The 16902-nt window shown below is 72.5% G+C and carries 19 protein-coding genes and 1 tRNA gene; 8 read left to right on the top strand and 12 right to left on the bottom strand.

Going from position 1 to position 16902, the window contains the following annotated elements; all coding sequences use genetic code 11:
• Positions 1–19: 19 nt before the first annotated feature.
• Entirely contained in the window at positions 20–247 is a 228-nt protein-coding gene (locus AB0F82_RS12410) for a hypothetical protein (RefSeq protein ID WP_362626216.1), read from the bottom strand.
• Positions 248–328: 81 nt separating this feature from the next.
• Between AB0F82_RS12410 and AB0F82_RS12415 the strand changes: the two genes are divergently transcribed.
• Entirely contained in the window at positions 329–1300 is a 972-nt protein-coding gene (locus tag AB0F82_RS12415; protein ID WP_362626219.1) for a helix-turn-helix domain-containing protein, read from the top strand.
• Here the strand turns inward: AB0F82_RS12415 and def are convergent.
• The 8 genes from def to AB0F82_RS12455 all read right to left on the bottom strand — a co-directional run bounded on the left by def (position 1297) and on the right by AB0F82_RS12455 (position 8908).
• Positions 1297–1941, bottom strand: coding sequence for a peptide deformylase (def, locus tag AB0F82_RS12420; protein ID WP_356815410.1), 645 nt, complete (start codon positions 1939–1941; stop codon positions 1297–1299). The genes AB0F82_RS12415 and def overlap by 4 nt on opposite strands.
• 83 nt (positions 1942–2024) lie before the next feature.
• Positions 2025–3026, bottom strand: a complete 1002-nt coding sequence (locus tag AB0F82_RS12425) for a tetratricopeptide repeat protein (protein WP_326478279.1) — start codon at positions 3024–3026, stop codon at positions 2025–2027.
• A gap of 120 nt (positions 3027–3146) precedes the next feature.
• Positions 3147–4406, bottom strand: a complete 1260-nt coding sequence (locus AB0F82_RS12430) for an HD-GYP domain-containing protein (RefSeq protein ID WP_362626222.1) — start codon at positions 4404–4406, stop codon at positions 3147–3149.
• Positions 4403–5971, bottom strand: a complete 1569-nt coding sequence (locus AB0F82_RS12435; protein WP_362626225.1) for an HD-GYP domain-containing protein — start codon at positions 5969–5971, stop codon at positions 4403–4405. The genes AB0F82_RS12430 and AB0F82_RS12435 overlap by 4 nt, the downstream gene beginning before the upstream one ends.
• 199 nt (positions 5972–6170) lie before the next feature.
• A complete protein-coding gene (rsrA, locus tag AB0F82_RS12440) occupies positions 6171–6476 on the bottom strand; it encodes a mycothiol system anti-sigma-R factor (RefSeq protein ID WP_030771481.1) in 306 nt (101 codons plus the stop codon).
• Positions 6473–7117, bottom strand: coding sequence for a sigma-70 family RNA polymerase sigma factor (locus AB0F82_RS12445; protein ID WP_030771483.1), 645 nt, complete (start codon positions 7115–7117; stop codon positions 6473–6475). Before AB0F82_RS12445 ends, rsrA begins: the two co-directional genes overlap by 4 nt.
• A gap of 296 nt (positions 7118–7413) precedes the next feature.
• The gene (locus AB0F82_RS12450; RefSeq protein ID WP_362626228.1) at positions 7414–8064 is read right to left on the bottom strand and encodes an alpha/beta hydrolase family protein; all 651 of its coding nucleotides are present in this window, start codon (positions 8062–8064) and stop codon (positions 7414–7416) included.
• 25 nt (positions 8065–8089) lie between these two features.
• Positions 8090–8908 (bottom strand): SOS response-associated peptidase, encoded by an 819-nt coding sequence (locus tag AB0F82_RS12455; RefSeq protein ID WP_362626231.1) that lies wholly within the window; start codon positions 8906–8908, stop codon positions 8090–8092.
• 53 nt (positions 8909–8961) lie between these two features.
• On the opposite strand from AB0F82_RS12455, the gene AB0F82_RS12460 reads away from it, so the two are divergent.
• The 4 genes from AB0F82_RS12460 (at position 8962) to AB0F82_RS12475 (ending at position 12542) form a co-directional block, all read left to right on the top strand.
• Positions 8962–9675, top strand: a complete 714-nt coding sequence (locus AB0F82_RS12460; protein WP_356815877.1) for a M50 family metallopeptidase — start codon at positions 8962–8964, stop codon at positions 9673–9675.
• Between the two features lie 64 nt (positions 9676–9739).
• A complete protein-coding gene (gene aroA, locus AB0F82_RS12465; RefSeq protein ID WP_356815876.1) occupies positions 9740–11098 on the top strand; it encodes a 3-phosphoshikimate 1-carboxyvinyltransferase in 1359 nt (452 codons plus the stop codon).
• 8 nt (positions 11099–11106) lie between these two features.
• Complete coding sequence (gene rsgA, locus AB0F82_RS12470; RefSeq protein WP_362626235.1) at positions 11107–12117, top strand: ribosome small subunit-dependent GTPase A; 1011 nt, start codon at positions 11107–11109, stop codon at positions 12115–12117.
• A 101-nt stretch (positions 12118–12218) separates the two neighbouring features.
• Complete coding sequence (locus AB0F82_RS12475; protein WP_356815873.1) at positions 12219–12542, top strand: DMT family transporter; 324 nt, start codon at positions 12219–12221, stop codon at positions 12540–12542.
• Here AB0F82_RS12475 and AB0F82_RS12480 read toward each other — a convergent pair.
• On the bottom strand, positions 12508–13050 hold the full coding sequence (locus AB0F82_RS12480; RefSeq protein WP_362626239.1) for a TetR/AcrR family transcriptional regulator: 543 nt from the start codon (positions 13048–13050) through the stop codon (positions 12508–12510). The two genes, AB0F82_RS12475 and AB0F82_RS12480, sit on opposite strands and share 35 nt — an antisense overlap.
• A gap of 141 nt (positions 13051–13191) precedes the next feature.
• On the opposite strand from AB0F82_RS12480, the gene hisN reads away from it, so the two are divergent.
• Positions 13192–13995 carry a histidinol-phosphatase gene (hisN, locus tag AB0F82_RS12485; RefSeq protein ID WP_356813623.1) on the top strand — a complete coding sequence of 268 codons (804 nt, stop codon included), beginning with the start codon at positions 13192–13194 and terminating at the stop codon, positions 13993–13995.
• 172 nt (positions 13996–14167) lie between these two features.
• A complete protein-coding gene (locus tag AB0F82_RS12490) occupies positions 14168–14560 on the top strand; it encodes a CBS domain-containing protein (protein WP_362626242.1) in 393 nt (130 codons plus the stop codon).
• Between the two features lie 69 nt (positions 14561–14629).
• Here AB0F82_RS12490 and AB0F82_RS12495 read toward each other — a convergent pair whose 3' ends face one another.
• Entirely contained in the window at positions 14630–16099 is a 1470-nt protein-coding gene (locus tag AB0F82_RS12495) for a catalase (protein WP_362626245.1), read from the bottom strand.
• A 130-nt stretch (positions 16100–16229) separates the two neighbouring features.
• Here AB0F82_RS12495 and AB0F82_RS12500 point away from each other — a divergent pair, with 130 nt between their 5' ends.
• On the top strand, positions 16230–16646 hold the full coding sequence (locus tag AB0F82_RS12500; RefSeq protein ID WP_362626248.1) for a Fur family transcriptional regulator: 417 nt from the start codon (positions 16230–16232) through the stop codon (positions 16644–16646).
• A 122-nt stretch (positions 16647–16768) separates the two neighbouring features.
• Here AB0F82_RS12500 and AB0F82_RS12505 read toward each other — a convergent pair.
• Positions 16769–16842, bottom strand: a tRNA-Met gene (locus tag AB0F82_RS12505).
• Positions 16843–16902: the final 60 nt, after the last annotated feature.

Below are 16902 nucleotides of genomic sequence, written 5' to 3' on the forward strand. Positions count from 1 at the left end.
GGGAGGGCGCCGGCCAAGCTCAGTGGGCGAGGCGTCCCCGGCGCCAGGCGGCGGACCGCAGGCCGTGCCGGTGGCCCGGCGTGGGCGGCATGCCGCCCGCCTTCTGCCGGGGCAGCCACACGAGCCGGGTCCGGGCGGCCCGCAGCTCCCGGTCGATCCGCCGCTCGCGCAGGGCCCCGTAGAGGCTGGGGGCGAGGAGCAGGGTGGCGACGGCGAGGACGGCGAGGTAGCTCAGGAACGTGTTCATGTATCCACTGTCACCCCGTTCACAAAACCCGGCCAGTGGCAGGACTGTCATGGAAGAGCGAATTACTGCCACACTGGATCCATGCTGACCAATGTGGCCGTGGCCCTCCTCGACGACGTGGCCCCCTTCGAGTTCGGGATCTTCTGCGAAGTCTTCGGGATCGACCGCAGCGACCACGGGCTGCCGGTGTACGACTACGCCGTCTGCGCGGCGGAGGACGGCCCGCTGACCATGTCCGGGACCGGTTTCGCGTTCGCCCCCGCCCACGGGCTGGAGCGGCTGGAGAGCGCCGACCTGATCTGCGTGCCCGCCTTCCGCAACGCTTCCGAACGCACTTACCCGGAGCCGCTGCTGGCCGCGCTGCGCCGCGGTGTGGAGCGCGGCGCGCGGGTGTTCAGCGTGTGCAGCGGGGCCTACGCGCTCGGCGCGGCGGGGCTGCTGGACGGCCGGCGCTGCACCACGCACTGGATGCACGCCCCGGCCCTGGCGCGGCGCTTCCCGCGGGCGCTGGTCGACCCGGACGTGCTCTACGTCGACGAGGGCCCGGTGATCACCTCGGCCGGCACCGCCTCGGGCATCGACGCCTGCCTGCACCTGGTCCGCCAGGAGCACGGCGCCGAGGTGGCCAACGCCGTCGCGCGGCGGATGGTCGTACCGCCCCACCGGGACGGCGGGCAGGCACAGTACATCCAGCGGCCGCTGCCGCGCACGTCCTGCGACACGGTGGGCGAGGTGATCGGGTGGATGGCCCGCCACCTGGAGGAGGAGATCACCGTCGAGCAGCTCGCGGAGCGCGCGCACATGTCACCGCGGACGTTCGCCCGCCGCTTCCTGCAGGAGACCGGCACCACCCCGTACAAGTGGGTACTGCGCCAGCGGGTGCTGCTGGCGCAGGAGTTGCTGGAGTCCACCGACGACACGGTCGACGCGATCGCCGGCCGCTCCGGCTTCGGCAACGCGGCCGCGCTGCGCCACCACTTCCTGCGGACCCTGGGCACCACGCCGAACGCGTTCAGGCGTGCCTTCCGGGGCCCGCAGGCCGCCTGGAACTAGGCGTTGGGGACGGTCTCGTAGCGGGGGGTGCCCTCCTCCATCTGGCGCAGGGCGTCCTTGCGGTCCCGCTTCGAGAGCCGGTCGATGTACAGGTAGCCGTACAGGTGGTCGGTCTCGTGCTGCAGGCAGCGGGCGAAGTAGCCGGTGCCACGGACCTTGATCGGGTTGCCCTGGGCGTCCTGGCCCTCGACCTCGGCGTAGTCCGGGCGGGCCAGCGAGGCGTAGGCCGTCGGGACGGACAGGCAGCCCTCGTTGGAGTCGTCCAGCACCCGCGAGCCCGCCGGCAGCTCGACGAGCTTGGGGTTGACCACGACACCGGTGTGGCGCACGCCCTCGTCGTCCGGGCAGTCGTAGACGAAGACCTTGGCGTCCACGCCGATCTGGTTCGCGGCCAGGCCCACGCCCTCGGCCGCCTTCTGGCTGGCGAACATGTCGTCGATCAGCTGGGCCAGCTCGTCGCCGAACTCGGTGACGTCCTTGCACTCGCTGTGCAGGACCGGGTTGCCGACGACCGTGATCGGGCGGGCGGTGCCGCGCTGCCGGTGGGCCAGCTCGCGCGCCTCACAGTCCTCGGTGTCCACGACGTACCCGTCGTTCACGACCTCGCCACCATCGACAACCTGGTTCTCCTGCTGCGCCATGTCCGCCGTACGCCTTCCGTAAGTGCCGGTCACCGGTGGTCGCCGATGGCCACCGATGTGCCCGTACAGCCTACGGCCCCGGCTCAGCAGACTTCTTCGAGATCCCGCCACTCGCGGCTGTCGGGGCTGTCGGCGACCCAGCCGTCCAGGAGTCCGCGCACGAGTCCGGCCGGTGCCGCGATGCCGCATTCCCGCTCGGGCACCCACAGGGAGCCGGAGCCCGCCGTTCGGTGCCCCAGCGGTCCGGGGTGCCCCGGCTCGCTGTGGTCGTGCGGATCCAGGTGCTCGCCGTCGCCCTCGTCGCTCGGCATCTCGCTCTCCGAGCAGGTCCGGCACAGCAGCCGCACCGACGAGGACCAGTCCTCGGCGGCGAAGCCCGCGTCCGAGGCCAGCTGCTCCAGCGCGTCGCGGTCCGCCTCGGTGGCCGCCTCCAGCAGCACCACCCAGGTCGGCACCGGCGACGGCGCCCACAGCTCGATCTCGTCGAACACCGGGTACGAGGGTCCCGCCGCGGTCACCCGCTCGCCGTGCGGCACCCCGTCGTGCAGGACGACCTCGCCCCAGCGCCGTCCCGAGGACGGCAGCGGGATCGAGAGGACCTCCAGCCTGGCCGGATCGAGCCGACGGCCCCAGACCACCTCGGCCTCGCCTTCGGGCGAGAGCCGCACGGCGGCGCTGCCGAGCTCCATGCCGACCGGCTCGCCGTTCCCGCCGCCGTTCGCTCCGTGGGGGTCTCCGGGCACCTTCAGCCCGTACGCCTGCCAGGCCCGGCGGGCCAGCGGCCAGTCCTGGAGCGCGGTGGCGGCGATCCCGACGTTCCACCAGTCGGGGGCTCCGGTCTCGCGGTCCAGCAGGGCCACGGCGCGCAGTCCGGCGGCCCGCGCCTGCTCCCAGTCGTGCCGGAACTTGTGCAGCAGGGCCAGGTTGAACCAGGACTCGGAGAGCCACGGCTCCAGGTCGGCGGCTCTGGTCAGCAGCGCTCCGGCGTCCTCGTACCGCCCGTCGCCGATCAGCGTGAACGCGCGGTCGGTGGCCTGCCGCCACGAGGCGGAGGGCCGATGCCGTACCTTCCCGAAGATCCTCACGATTCCCGCCTGCCTGGGGGCACCCTCCCAGCGGTGGCTGGGGGACTACGGTGCAGCCTTGCCGACACTCTTACTGGCATCCAACCATGCCCACTCGGACGGCCGCTCATTACCCATGGGTTACCCAGGTGGGACGGGCACCACTCTGCCACGTCCGCCCCTGGCCAGAACCCTCGCCAGACACTCCACGACCTCCGGCTGGTAATCCCGCCCGGTCCCCAGGCGGAGCTGCTCCAGGGCGGCCAGTGAGCCGCCCGGGTGACGGTTCCCGCCGACCAGGTCGTCGTAGGCGTTCACCGCGCGCACGATCCGGGCCAGCGCGGGCTGCTCCCGGTACGGGTCCGCCTGCCGCTCCACCACCACCGCCACCTCGGCGGGCACCCCGGTCTGCCGGGCCACCTCCCCGCCCAGTCCGGCGATCCGGCGGGCCTCGGCGGCGGGCAACTCGGCGGTGGCCCCGTCTGGCACCGGGTCGACCAGGGAGAGCTGGCCGATGTCGTGCATCAGGGCGGCGTACTCCAGCACCGTGAGCTCCCGCTCCGACAGGCCCAGCTCCCGGCCGACGGCGCAGCTGAGGGCCGCGACCCGGCGGGAGTGGCCCGGCGGGGTGCAGCCGGCGATCTCGGTGGCCCGGGCCAGGGAGGTGATGGTCTGGCGGTAGGTGGTGCGGATCGCGGTGATCCGGTGGAAGGACAGCTGGGTCAGCAGCAGCGGCACGCTGAAGACGGGGACGGCCCACAGGCCCGCGACGGCCGCGCCGAGCGCCATGACGACTCCGGTGGCGCAGATCGCCGAGCCGATGCCGAGCTGGGCGCGCAGCCCGTCGCGCAGCCGGGGCCCGTACGGCCACCCCGTACGGGCTCCGGCGAGGGCCGCGGCGAGTACGGCGTCGCACAGGGCGGTGAGGCCCAGCAGGAGCAGCAGGAAGACGACGAGGTACGGGCCCTGGCCCACCCGCTCCTCCAGCCGGCCGGAGTTGTAGAGCGGCTGGAAGCACGCCGCGGCGAAGGCGACGGTGAGCGCCCGGCGGGCCAGGTGGTCCAGGGCGGGCCCGCGGCCGCGGGCGACGTGCGGGACGATCCCCGCCAGGGCGGCCGCGACGACGACGGCGACGGTCTCCAGCACACCGTGGTGGGTCGGCTGGCCGGCGTTCTGGCCGAGCAGTGCGTAGGCGAGGGCGCCGGCCGAGCCGAGCGGCGCGCTCTGGTGGTCGGGGGCCCCGGGCCGGTCCCTGCGGGTGAGCTCGCCGACGGCGACCAGGAAGCCGAAGGCCAGAGCGGCGCCGGGCTCGGCCAGCCCGTGCCACAGGGTGTGGGCGAGGGCGGCGGCGGTCAGCACGGCCGCGGCCCCCCGCACCGCCCATGCGGCTGCGGCCCTCATCCGCCCGCCCCGGCACCGTCCCCGTCGCGACCGCGCCGCCCCCCGGCGGGCGGGGCCTGGCTCCGGGGGGCGTCGGCGCCGGCGGGCGCCGCGTCCTGCGCGGACAGGGCGCGCAGCGCCGTCCGCGCGGCCGGTCGGGCGGTGCGGACCCGCTCGGGCAGCGGGCCGCCGCTCCCGTCGGCCGGGCCGTGGCCCGGCAGCGGTACCGCCGGGCCCGGCACCCCGGCACCCGCCACCCCGGCGGGCGCGTTTTCGCTGATCACCTGGAGGTCGTCGTCGGAGGTGACCACCGGATGCCAGCCGTGCCGGCCGATGGCGTCGGTGAGGGCCCGTACCATCGCCGGATCGAACTGTGCGCCCGCGCACCGGTCCAGCTCCGCCAGGGCGGTGGGCACCGGCCGGGCCCGGCTGTACGAGCGGGTCGAGGTCATCGCGTCGAAGGCGTCGGCCACCGCCACCACCCGGGCCAGCACCGGGATCTGCTCGCCGGTCAGCCCGTACGGATAGCCGGAGCCGTCCACCCGTTCGTGATGGTGCAGGATCGCGGACCTGGCCTCTCCCAGGAAACCGATGCCGCGCACCATCTCGTGCCCGTACTCGGGGTGCAGCTCGATGATCCGGCGCTCCTGCGGGGTCAGGGGGCCGTCCTTGCGCAGCAGCCGCGTCGGGACGCCGAGCTTGCCGACGTCGTGCAGGATGCCGGCGATGCGCACCACTTCCAGCCGGTCCTCGGCCATCCCCAGCTCGCGGGCGATCATCGTGGAGGCCTGGCCGACCCGTTCGCTGTGGCCGCGCGTGTAGCGGTCCTTGATGTCGACGGCCTGGACGAGGGCGCGGATGGTGGCCTGGTGGGCGGCGCGCTCGCGGTGGTACTGGGCGAAGACCCAGCAGGAGACGTACATCGGCAGCAGGACGAGCAGTGCGGCCGGGACCCCGTACGGGCTGCGCCACATCACGGCCATCATCAGGCCGGCGAGGCCGTGGACGCAGTGCGGGGCGACGGAGCGGGTGAGCAGGCCGTGCCGGGCGGTGGCGGCGGGCCCGCGTTCGGCGGCGGCCAGGACGGCCCCGTCGAGCGCGGTGACCACCAGGCAGAAGGCAGTGGCCGCCGCGGTCGCGGGGAGCATCGCGTAGGGGAAGTCGGCCGCCCGCGCGGAGGGCCCGCCGCCGAGCGCGGCCGGGCCTGCGAGCAGCCCGAACACCTGCCCCGCGACCCAGGCGCCCATGGACTGCTGGGCGCCGTGCCAGACCCGGCGCACCAGGGCGGGCCGCTGGACCACCGGAGCGGCGAAGGCCCCGGGCAGCGCCACGAGCGCGGCGGCCGCGGGCGGCAGCAGGAAGACGGCGGCGAGCACCACGGGGAAGAAGGAGCCGATGCCCTCGGGCACCCGCCGGCCCGGCAGCGGGCAGCTCTTCACCAGCTCGCAGCCGAGGTAGAGCCCGGCGAGCAGGATCACGGCCGGCCGGGAAACGGCGGAGTCCGTGAGGGCCGGGGCGGTGCAGGCGAGCGCCGCCAGGACGGCGCAGAAGACCAATCCGCGTGCGGCCGGCGGAAGACCCCGCATGGCGCTCTCCTCCCCTGGGCCGGGCAAGCCGGGTACCGAATCCGACCGGTACCGATTGGGGAGAATAGGTGGGGCCCCGAGCGGGGCGGGCCGCTTTTTCTTATTGCGCCGTGCGGACGCCCCCGGATTAGCGCATTCGGGTGAATGAACTGATCTGCCGGGGGCGGCTGTTCAACTGTTCGACCGGTACCGGGAGCGGTCAGCCGGGAGCGGGATGGTCGGCGGTGACGTCGTGGTCGGGCACCGCCTGACCCGACCGGATCAGCTCGATCCGGCCCATCACCTTCGACCGCAGGTCGCTCGGCACGTCGTCCGACCCGCAGCAGCGCTTGACCAGCTTCTTCACGGCCTGTTCCAGCCCGTACTTCTCCAGACAGGGATTGCACTCGCCGAAGTGGGTCTCGAACTTCGTGCAGTCGCTGTCGGGCATCTCATGGTCGAGGAACTCGTACAGGTGGTCCAGGACCTCAGAGCACTCTGTCTCGTGCGGCTCTCCGCAACTCATGAGCCCGAGCCTTTCCGGTCGTTCGCCTCGCCCGCGCCCGCGGGAACCAGCCCGCGCTCACGGGCATAGTCCTCCAGCATTCCGCGGAGTTGACGGCGGCCACGGTGCAGTCGCGACATGACCGTCCCGATGGGTGTACCCATGATGTCCGCGATCTCCTTGTACGCAAAGCCCTCTACGTCGGCAAGATAGACCGCGATGCGGAACTCTTCCGGAATGGCTTGCAGGGCTTCCTTCACATCCGAGTCGGGCAGGTGGTCGAGCGCCTGCGACTCGGCCGAGCGCAGTCCGGTCGACATGTGCGACTCGGCGCGCGCCAGCTGCCAGTCCTCGATCTCCTCCGCGGCGCTGCGCTGGGGCTCGCGCTGCTTCTTGCGGTAGGAGTTGATGAACGTGTTGGTCAGAATGCGGTACAGCCACGCCTTCAGGTTGGTGCCCTCGCGGAACTGGTGGAAGGACGCGTACGCCTTCGCGTACGTCTCCTGGACCAGGTCCTCGGCGTCGGCCGGATTGCGCGTCATGCGCAGAGCGGCCGAGTACATCTGGTCGAGGTAGCCGAGGGCGTCCCGTTCGAAGCGCGCGTTGCGCTCCGGGGTCGTCTCCTCCGCGTGGCCTTCGTCGGTCCCAGCGACAGGACCCACCTCCTCCGACTGCGTGGCGGCTCCGAAAGCGGGTCCGCTCGAATCGGAGAATAGTCGACCATCCCGGCCCTCCGCCGCTCGAAGCGGGCTGCGCTTGGGCGCGGGCAGCACCGTCCAGTCCAGGTCAGCGGCCTGCGGACGGTTCTGGCTGATGACCTGGGTCATTCGCTCCCTCTCCTCCGACGTTCCGTGTGTACCGACATCCGGGACAACACCAGGGGCGGGGCGGCGCATTCCCCGGCGCGCCACGGGTTTTCGGCCTTCACCGGGCCGGCGCCGGGAGGGTGTGGCCGGTGTCACGCGGGGAGCCGCGCGAGCCAGTCCCCGACCGCCTCGGTGATCGTCAGCAGTGCGTCCTCCTGGGTGGTGCCGGCCTTCTTCGGCACCGCGAAGCCGTGATCGCCGTGGGCGACCTCGACGAGCTCGTACGGGTGCCGCCCGGTCGGCGCCGGGAACTCGTCGGGGCGGCCGAAGGGGTCGCGGCCGCCCTGGACCACGAGGGTGGGCCGGCCGGCCCCGGTGAGCTCCTCGGCGCGGGACTTCTCGGGCCGGCCCGGCGGGTGCAGCGGGAAGGCGAGGGCGAGCACGCCGGCGGCGCCCAGTTCCGCGGCGGTGCGGCAGGCCACGCGGGCGCCGGCGCTGCGCCCGCCCGCGACCACCGGCAATCCGGGCTCGGCGAGCGCCGGCCACAGCCCGCGCCAGCCCTCGTCCAGCACCTTGGGGGCGGCGGCGACCTTTTTCCCGGCGACCCGCCAGGGCTGTTCGACGAGCGCCACCGTGATCCTGCGGGCGGGCAGCGCGGCGGCCAGCGCCTGGAGGTCCCGGGCCTCGATGCCGCCGCCGGCGCCGTGGCTCACGGCGAGGACGAGCCGGGCGCGGGGAGCGGTGTGCCAGGTGACGCGGGCCTCGCCCGCCGGGGTGCCGACAATCTCGGTACGCGTGGTCATGCGCCCATCGTGCCGCCCCGGCCGGTCAGAAGAGTGTGCCCTCCTCCGGCGCGGCCAGTTCCGTCAGCAGCTCGGGCCCGTTGTTGCGTACGTTGCTCACGGCGGTGGACACCGGGTAGGCGCGCATCAGGCCGGCCGGCGGGGATGCGAGCAGTTCCCGGAGGGTGCCCTCCGTATCGGTGTTCGCGGGGTCCAGCCAGGCGTCCCAGCGGTCGGGGGTGAGCATCAGTGGCATCCGCGGGTGGATCTCGGACAGTGAGCGCGGCCCTTCATCGGGGGCGACCCCCAGCGGCCCGGTCTCGGCCTCGGTGGTGATCACCGAGCAGGTCACCCACCAGGCGAGGGGGTGCTCGTCGGGCAGGGTCCGGTCGCGCCAGAACTCGTAGACGCCGGCCATGGCGAAGAGGGAGCCGTCGGAGGGGAGCACGAAGTAGGGCTGCTTGCGGGCCCTCTTCTTCTTCCCCTCCACCTCCAGCTGCCGCTCGTCGTGGGCGGTGACCCACTCGTAGTACCCGTCGGCGGGGATGATGCAGCGGCGCTGCGCGAACGCCCGGCGGAAGGACGGCTTCTCGTGCAGGGTCTCCGACCGGGCGTTGATCATCCGCGCGGCGCCGTCGGGGGTCTTGGACCAGGAGGGCACCAGGCCCCATTTCAGGACGCGCAGCTGGCGAACCGGACGCGGATCCGGAGCGTCCTTCAGGGGGCGGTCGAGGACGACGTGGACCTCCTTCGTCGGCGTCACGTTGAAGTCGGGGGCCAGGGCCTCCTCCGGCTCCCACTTCTCGATGCCGAAGGCCTCCACGAGGTCCTGCGGTCCACGACTCGCTGCATACCGTCCGCACATGGCTGTCACACTGCCATGTCCACCACACACCACCGCAAGGAGTCCGCCACCTCATGGACAGCAGCACGACGGCCGGCCTGTGGGACCGGCTCACGGGCATACAGACCTCGCCGGACCAGTGGCTCGTGATCGCGACCGGCCTGGTCGCGCTGGCCGCCGTGGGGCCCCGCCCGCTGTGGCGGCTGTCGCGCAACGCCATCACCATCGCGCACGAGGGCGGGCACGGCCTGCTGGCGCTGCTCACCGGGCGGCGGCTGAGCGGGATACGGCTGCACTCCGACACCAGCGGGGTCACCGTCAGCCGGGGCAAGCCGACGGGCCTGGGGATGATCCTGACCGCGGCCGGCGGGTACACCGCGCCCTCGCTGCTCGGGCTCGGCGGTGCGGCCCTGCTGTCGGCCCACCGGATCACGCTGCTCCTGTGGGCGGCGACGGCCCTGCTGGTGGTCATGCTCGTGATGATCCGGAACGCGTACGGGGCGCTGACGGTGATCCTGACCGGCGGAACCTTCCTGCTGGTGTCGTGGCTGACCCCGGCCGAGGTGCAGGCCGGCTTCGCCTACCTCGTCGTGTGGTTCCTGCTGCTCGGCGGGGTCCGGCCGGTCTTCGAGCTGGGTGCCAAGCGCAGGAACGGCGGGGCGCCCGATTCCGACGCCGACCAGCTGGGGCGCCTCACCCACTTGCACCCGGTGGTGTGGCTGCTCTTCTTCCACGTGGTCGCGCTCTGCTCGCTGATCGGCGGCGGCCGCTGGCTGCTCGGCCTGTGACCACCCTCTGAGACCGGACGGCGATCAAGATCCGGGCCCGGACGGAGCCACTAAAGTGGGGGCCATGACCGAGACCCCCGCCCCTGCCCTCTGGCCCGCTCCGCTCGCCGATGGGACCGTCCACGCCACCGTCACGGTGCCGGGGTCCAAATCGGTCACCAACCGCGCCCTCGTCCTCGCCGCCCTCGCCTCCGAGCCGGGCTGGGTGCGCCGCCCGCTGCGCTCGCGCGACTCCCAGCTGATGTCGGACGCGCTGCGCGCGATGGGTGTGGGCATCGAGGAGACCGTCTCCTCCAGCTCCGCCGGCGCCGCCGCGAGCGGCGAGGCCTGGCGGGTCATCCCGGCGGCCCTGCATGGCCCGACCACGGTCGACGTCGGCAACGCCGGCACGGTCATGCGCTTCCTGCCGCCCGTCGCCACCCTCGCCGACGGAGACATCCGCTTCGACGGCGACCCGCGCTCCTACGAGCGCCCGCTCGGCCAGGTCATCACCGCTCTGCGCACGCTCGGCGCCCGCATCGACGACGACGGCCGCGGCGCGCTGCCCATGACCGTCCAGGGCGGCGGGGCGCTGGAGGGCGGCACGGTCGAGATCGACGCCAGCAACTCCTCGCAGTTCGTCTCCGCCCTGCTGCTCTCCGCCCCCCGCTTCAACCAGGGCGTCGAGGTACGGCACGTCGGCGGAAAACTGCCGTCGATGCCCCACATCCGGATGACGGTGGAGATGCTGCGCGCGGCGGGCGCCCAGGTGGACACCCCCGAGGCCGGCGGCGAGAAGGACGTGTGGCGGGTCTCCCCGGGCGCCCTGCTGGGCCGCGACATGGTCGTGGAGCCGGACCTGTCCAACGCCCAGCCGTTCCTCGCCGCGGCCCTGATCACCGGCGGCACGGTCACCGTCCCGGACTGGCCGCGCCGCACCACGCAGCCCGGTGACGCGCTGCGCCGGATCTTCACGGAGATGGGCGGGTCCTGCGAACTCACGGACGCGGGCCTGGTCTTCACCGGCACCGGCAAGATCCACGGCATCGACGTGGACCTGAGCGAGGTCGGCGAGCTCACCCCGGGCATCGCGGCGGTGGCCGCCCTGGCCGACTCCGAGTCGGTGCTGCGCGGTGTCGCCCACCTGCGACTGCACGAGACGGACCGGCTGGCCGCGCTGACCAAGGAGATCAACGCGCTCGGCGGCGACGTCACCGAGACCGAGGACGGCCTGCGCATCCGGCCGCGCCGGATGCACGGCGGGGTGTTCCACACGTACGAGGACCACCGGATGGCCACCGCCGGCGCGGTGATCGGCCTGGCGGTGGAGGGCGTGCAGATCGAGAACGTGGCCACGACCGCGAAGACCCTGCCGGACTTCCCGAAGATGTGGACGGACATGCTGGCCGGGGACGCGGGCCCCGGAGCGGGTGCGGGAGCGTAGGGCCCGTCATGCGCAGGTACGGCAAGCACACCGATGAGGACGACATCCGCCAGCGCCCGAACCCCAAGGGCAACCGGCCGCGTACGAACATCCGGCCCAAACACGAGGACGCCTCCGAGGGCTTCGTCCTGACCGTCGACCGCGGCCGGCTGACCTGCCTGGTCGACGGCCGCACGATCACCGCGATGAAGTCCCGGGAGCTGGGCCGCAAGGCCGCGGTCGTGGGCGACCGGGTCTGGATCGTCGGTGACCTGTCCGGCAAGAAGGACACCCTGGCCCGGATCGTGCGGATCGAGGAGCGCAAGTCCGTCCTGCGGCGCACCGCGGACGACGACGACCCGTACGAACGGGTGGTCGTCGCCAACGCCGACCAGCTGGCGATCGTCACGGCCCTGGCCGATCCGGAGCCGCGGCCCCGAATGATCGACCGCTGCCTGGTGGCGGCGTACGACGCCGGCCTGGAGCCGCTGCTGGTGCTCACCAAGTCCGACCTGACCTCCGCGGACAAGATCCTGGAGATCTACTCGACCTTCGGTCTGAACTACGTGGTCACCAACCGCGAGGAGCTGGCCGCCGGCGACGCTGCCGAGCGGGTCCGCGAACGTCTGAACGGCCGGATCACCGCCTTCGTCGGCCACTCCGGCGTCGGCAAGACCACCCTGGTGAACTCGCTGGTCGCCAAGGGCCGCCAGCGCGCCACCGGGCACGTGAACGCGGTCACGGGCCGCGGCCGGCACACGACCACCTCCGCGCTGGCGCTGCCGCTGCCCTCGGGCAACGGCTGGGTCATCGACACCCCGGGCGTGCGCTCCTTCGGCCTGCACCACGTGGACCCCTCCCGGGTGATCCTGGCCTTCCCCGAGCTGGTGCCGGGTACGGAGGGCTGCCCGCGGGCGTGCAGCCACGACGAGCAGGACTGCGCGCTCGACAAGTGGGTGGAGGACGGCCACGCGGATCCGGCGCGGCTGTATTCGCTGCGGCGGCTGCTGCAGACGCGGGAGCGCCGCGAGGGCGACTGACCGACCCGGCGGGTATGCCGTGTTTGTCGGAGTACCCGTCTGGACAAGTGCATAATCGCACCAAGTGACGTGATGTCACATGACGCGGGGAGGCATTCGCCATGGCGTGGCTGCTGGTCGTGGTCGCGGGATTCCTGGAGACGGGTTTCGCGGTCTGCCTCAAGCTCTCCCACGGATTCACCCGGCTGTGGCCGACCGTCGCCTTCGCGTGCTTCGCGCTCGGCAGCTTCGGCCTGCTGACCCTGGCCCTGAAGAAGCTGGACGTGGGTCCCGCGTACGCGGTCTGGACGGGCATCGGCGCGGCCGGTACGGCGATCTACGGCATGGTCTTCCTCGGCGACCTGGTCTCCACGCTCAAACTCGTCTCGATCACGCTGGTCATCCTCGGGGTCATCGGGCTCCAGCTGTCGGGATCGGCGCACTGAGCAGCCCGATCAGCTCCCCCGGTCCCGGTTCCTCCCCCGGGGCGATGACGTAGGAGAGGGCGAGCCGTACCGCCAGCTCGCACCGCTGCGGGCCCTCCCCCGGCGTGAGCGCGGCGGCCGCCCGGTCGCGCACGGCACGGGCGAGCTCGCCGGGCCCCGGTTCGCGCCGGCCCGCCGCGGGCAGGCCCGGCCCCCAGCTGCCGGTCAGCAGGGCCCGTACGAGGGGGTGCGCGCGGGCCGCCCCCACGGTCCACTCCGCGACCGCGGCGAGCCGCTCCGGGGCCCGGGCCGGGGTGGACAGGGCCCGGTCCACCCCTTCCAGGTACCGGTCGGCCGCGCGCCGCACCAGGGCGCGGCCCAGGCCCGCCTTGCCGCCGAACTCGTTGTAGAGGGTCTGCCGCGACACCCCGGCCGCGGCGGCCACGTCGACCATCCGGACGTCGGGCCAGGGGCGCGCCGAGAGCGCCGCTGCCGCCGCGTCCAGCAAGGAATCCCGGGCTGCCGGCATCCGCGCCTCCCCGCTCGGCTCTCCGGCCAGAGTTGATGGGGCGCCAGGGCCTGTCAAGGGCGCCTGCGCCGTCAAGGGGCCCGTCCGGCCGCACTGTGGACCTCGCTGGCCGGGGTCCGGGAGCCCCGATACTGTTCGGGCATGCCCGAGTATGACGATGACCTGCGCCTTGCCCTCGAACTCGCCGACGCGGCGGACGTCGCCACGATGGAGCGGTTCCGCGCCCTCGACCTGAAGGTCGAGACGAAGCCGGACATGACCCCGGTGAGCGAGGCGGACAAGGCCGCGGAGGAGGTCGTCCGGGCCGGCATCACGGCGGCCCGGCCCGACGACGCCATCCTGGGCGAGGAGTACGGGCTCAAGGGCAGCGGCCCCCGCCGCTGGGTCGTGGACCCGATCGACGGTACGAAGAACTACGTGCGCGGGGTCCCCGTCTGGGCGACCCTGATCTCGCTGATGGCGCAGGGCGAGGACGGCGTGTTCCGCCCCGTGGTCGGCGTGGTGTCCGCGCCGGCGCTGGGCCGCCGCTGGTGGGCATCGCAGGGCGGTGGCGCCTACTCGGGCGGCGCCCTCGGCGAGACCGCCCCGATCGGTGTGTCGCGGGTGGCCGGGCTGGGCGACGCCTCGTTCGCGTACTCCTCGCTGAGCGGCTGGGAGGAGCAGGGCCGGCTGCCCGGCTTCCTGGACCTGACGCGGGCGTGCTGGCGCACCCGCGGCTACGGCGACTTCTGGCCGTACATGATGGTCGCGGAGGGCTCCTTGGACCTGTGTGCCGAGCCGGAGCTGAACCTGTGGGACATGGCGGCCATCGCGGTGGTGGTGCAGGAGGCGGGCGGCCGCTTCACCAGCCTGGACGGGGTCGACGGCGTGCACGGCGGGAACGCGGCGGCGTCCAACGGCCTGCTCCATGAGGAGATGCTGGGTCTGCTCCGCCCCCGCGCCTGACGCGCGTGCGCGCCGGGCGTGCTCCTTTCGCACGCCTCCTTGCTGGCCCCTCCGGTCCGTGGGAATCTGAGGATCCCCCCGCTTGTGCCCTTGTGAAGCGTTTCACTGGAGACGTCTTCGCGCTGCGCACCCACCCAAGCGGGGGGACTCACCCCAGGAGGTGGCTCTCTTCATGCTCGTCCGTGACGCAATGAGCACCGTGATCCTCACCCTCGGCCCCGCACACACCCTTCGACAGGCGGCCTGCCTGATGTCCGGCCGGCGCGTCGGCGCGGCCGTCGTCCTCGACCCCGACCACAGCGGAATCGGCATCCTGACCGAGCGCGACATCCTCAACTCGATCGGCGCCGGCCACGATCCCGACCGGGAGTCGGTGGGCGCGCACACCACCAACAACGTCGTCTTCTGCACCCCCGACGCCACAGTGCAGGAAGCCGCCGAGGCGATGGCGCACGGCGGTTTCCGGCACCTGATCGTCCTTGAGCACGGGGGACCGGTGGGCATCGTGTCGGTGCGCGACGTCATCCGCTGCTGGGCCCCGGCGCGGCGCACCGTGCCGGCGTGAGACGACGCCGGGCCGCAGCCCTCCGGGGAGGGCTGCGGCCCGGCGTCCTGCTACGGCGAGCGGTGCACGTCAGCCACGAAGGGCCTGGACCGCGGCGTCGAGCCGCTTGCCGAAGTCGCCGTCCGCCTGGCGGAAGTTGTCGATGGCGCGCTCGACGATGTCGTCGCGGGAGACCTTGGCGATGAAGCCGGAGAGGTTCTCGATCAGACGGGCCTTCTCGTCCTCGGAGTAGAGGCGGTAGAGGTTGCCGGCCTGGACGAAGTCGTTGTCCTCCCTGTGCACGGCGGCGGCGTGGTTGCCCGTGCCACCGGTGACCGGGACCGGCTGCCACAGCGGACGGCCGGTCTCGTGCGGGCCGCCGAAGCTGTTGGGCTCGTAGTTCTTCGCGCCCTTGTGGCGGCCGTCGTACAGGTGGCCGTCACGGGAGTTGGTGCGCGCCTCGGTGGCGTGCGGACGGTTCACCGGCAGGTGGTCGGCGTTGATGCCGACGCGGTAGCGGTGGGCGTCGCCGTAGCCGAAGAGACGGCCCTGGAGCATCTTGTCCGGGGAGGGACCGATGCCGGGGACGAAGTGCGCCGGGGAGAAGATGCTCTGCTCGACCTCGGCGAAGACGTTCTCCGGGTTGCGGTTGAGCTCCAGCTTGCCGATCTCGATCGGCGGGTAGTCCGCGTGCGGCCACACCTTGGTGAGGTCGAACGGGTTGAAGCGGTACGTCGCCGCGTCGGCCGCCGGCATGATCTGGACCTGCACGGTCCAGGTCGGGAAGTCGCCGCGCTCGATGGCCTCGCGCAGGTCGCGCTGGTGGCTGTCGGGGTCCTCGCCGGCGAGCCGGTTGGCCTCGGCCTGGGTCAGGTTCTTGATGCCCTGGTCGGTCTTGAAGTGGTACTTGACCCAGAAGACCTCGCCGGCCTCGTTGTTCCACTGGAACGTGTGCGAGCCGTAGCCGTTCATGTGGCGGTAGGACGCCGGGATGCCGCGGTCACCGAACAGCCAGGTCACCTGGTGGGTGGACTCGGGCGACAGACCCCAGAAGTCCCAGACGTTGTCCGCCTCCTGCGAACCGGTGTACGGGTCGCGCTTCTGGGTGTGGATGAAGTCGGGGAACTTGATGGCGTCCCTGATGAAGAACACCGGGGTGTTGTTGCCGACGAGGTCGTAGTTGCCCTCTTCGGTGTAGAACTTCAGCGCCCAGCCGCGGGGGTCGCGCACCGCGTCGGCGCTGCCGAGGTTGCCCGCGACGGTGGAGAAGCGCAGGAAGGTCTCGGTCTGCTTGCCGACCTCGGACAGGAACGCGGCGCGCGTCCACTGCGAGACGTCACGGGTCAGCGTGAAGGTGCCGTACGCGCCGGCGCCGCGGGCGTGCACCACGCGCTCCGGGATGCGCTCGCGGTTGAAGTGCGCGAGCTTCTCCAGCAGGAGCTGGTCCTGGACCAGAACGGGGCCGCCGATGCCGGCCGTCTCGCTGTTCTGGTTGTCGGCCACCGGCGCCCCGGCCTCCGTGGTGAGCGGTCCCTGCGTCACGTGCGCCTCCTGCGTCATCACTGCGGTCCTGTCCTCGGTGTCTGCCGTACTCGATCCTACAATGGACATTGTCCAAGTCAAGCAAGCATCCAATTCCGCACTGGTTCGGGAGTTACACCGAATCCCCCTCACTGTTAGGCTGGTGTCTATGAGTGACCTGCTGGAACGACTTCGCGGACGCGGCTTTCGCATGACGGCACAGCGGCGCGTCGTGGCCGAGGTGCTCGACGGCGACCATGTGCACCTGACGGCCGACGAGGTGCACGCGCGCGCCGTGGCCAAGCTGCCCGAGATCTCGCGCGCGACCGTCTACAACACGTTGGGCGAGCTCGTCTCCCTCGGCGAGGTCCTGGAAGTCGCCACGGACCGGCGTGCCAAGCGGTACGACCCGAACGCCCACCGGCCCCACCAGCACCTGGTCTGCGCACAGTGCGGCGCCATCCGGGACGTCCACCCGGCGGGGAACCCGCTGGCCGACCTGCCGGATTCGGAGCGCTTCGGCTTCGTCGTGTCGGCGGTCGAGGTCACGTACCGCGGAGTGTGCCCGAACTGCGCGGGCGCCTGAGCCCGGACGACGGGTAAGGCCCGGACCCTGTGGGGTCCGGGCCTTACCCGTTTCCCAGGACGCTTCGCCCGCGGAAACGACTCAGGGCCCGGATCCATTGGATCCGGGCCCTGAGTCTTCAGTAGCGGGGACAGGATTTGAACCTGCGACCTCTGGGTTATGAGCCCAGCGAGCTACCGAGCTGCTCCACCCCGCGTCGGTAAACCCAACGTTACGTGAACGCCCCCGGCAGATGCAAATCGGTTAACGGAGGCCG

This window comes from Streptomyces virginiae, from assembly GCF_040638905.1.
Taxonomy (GTDB): Bacteria; Actinomycetota; Actinomycetes; order Streptomycetales; family Streptomycetaceae; genus Streptomyces; species Streptomyces virginiae_B.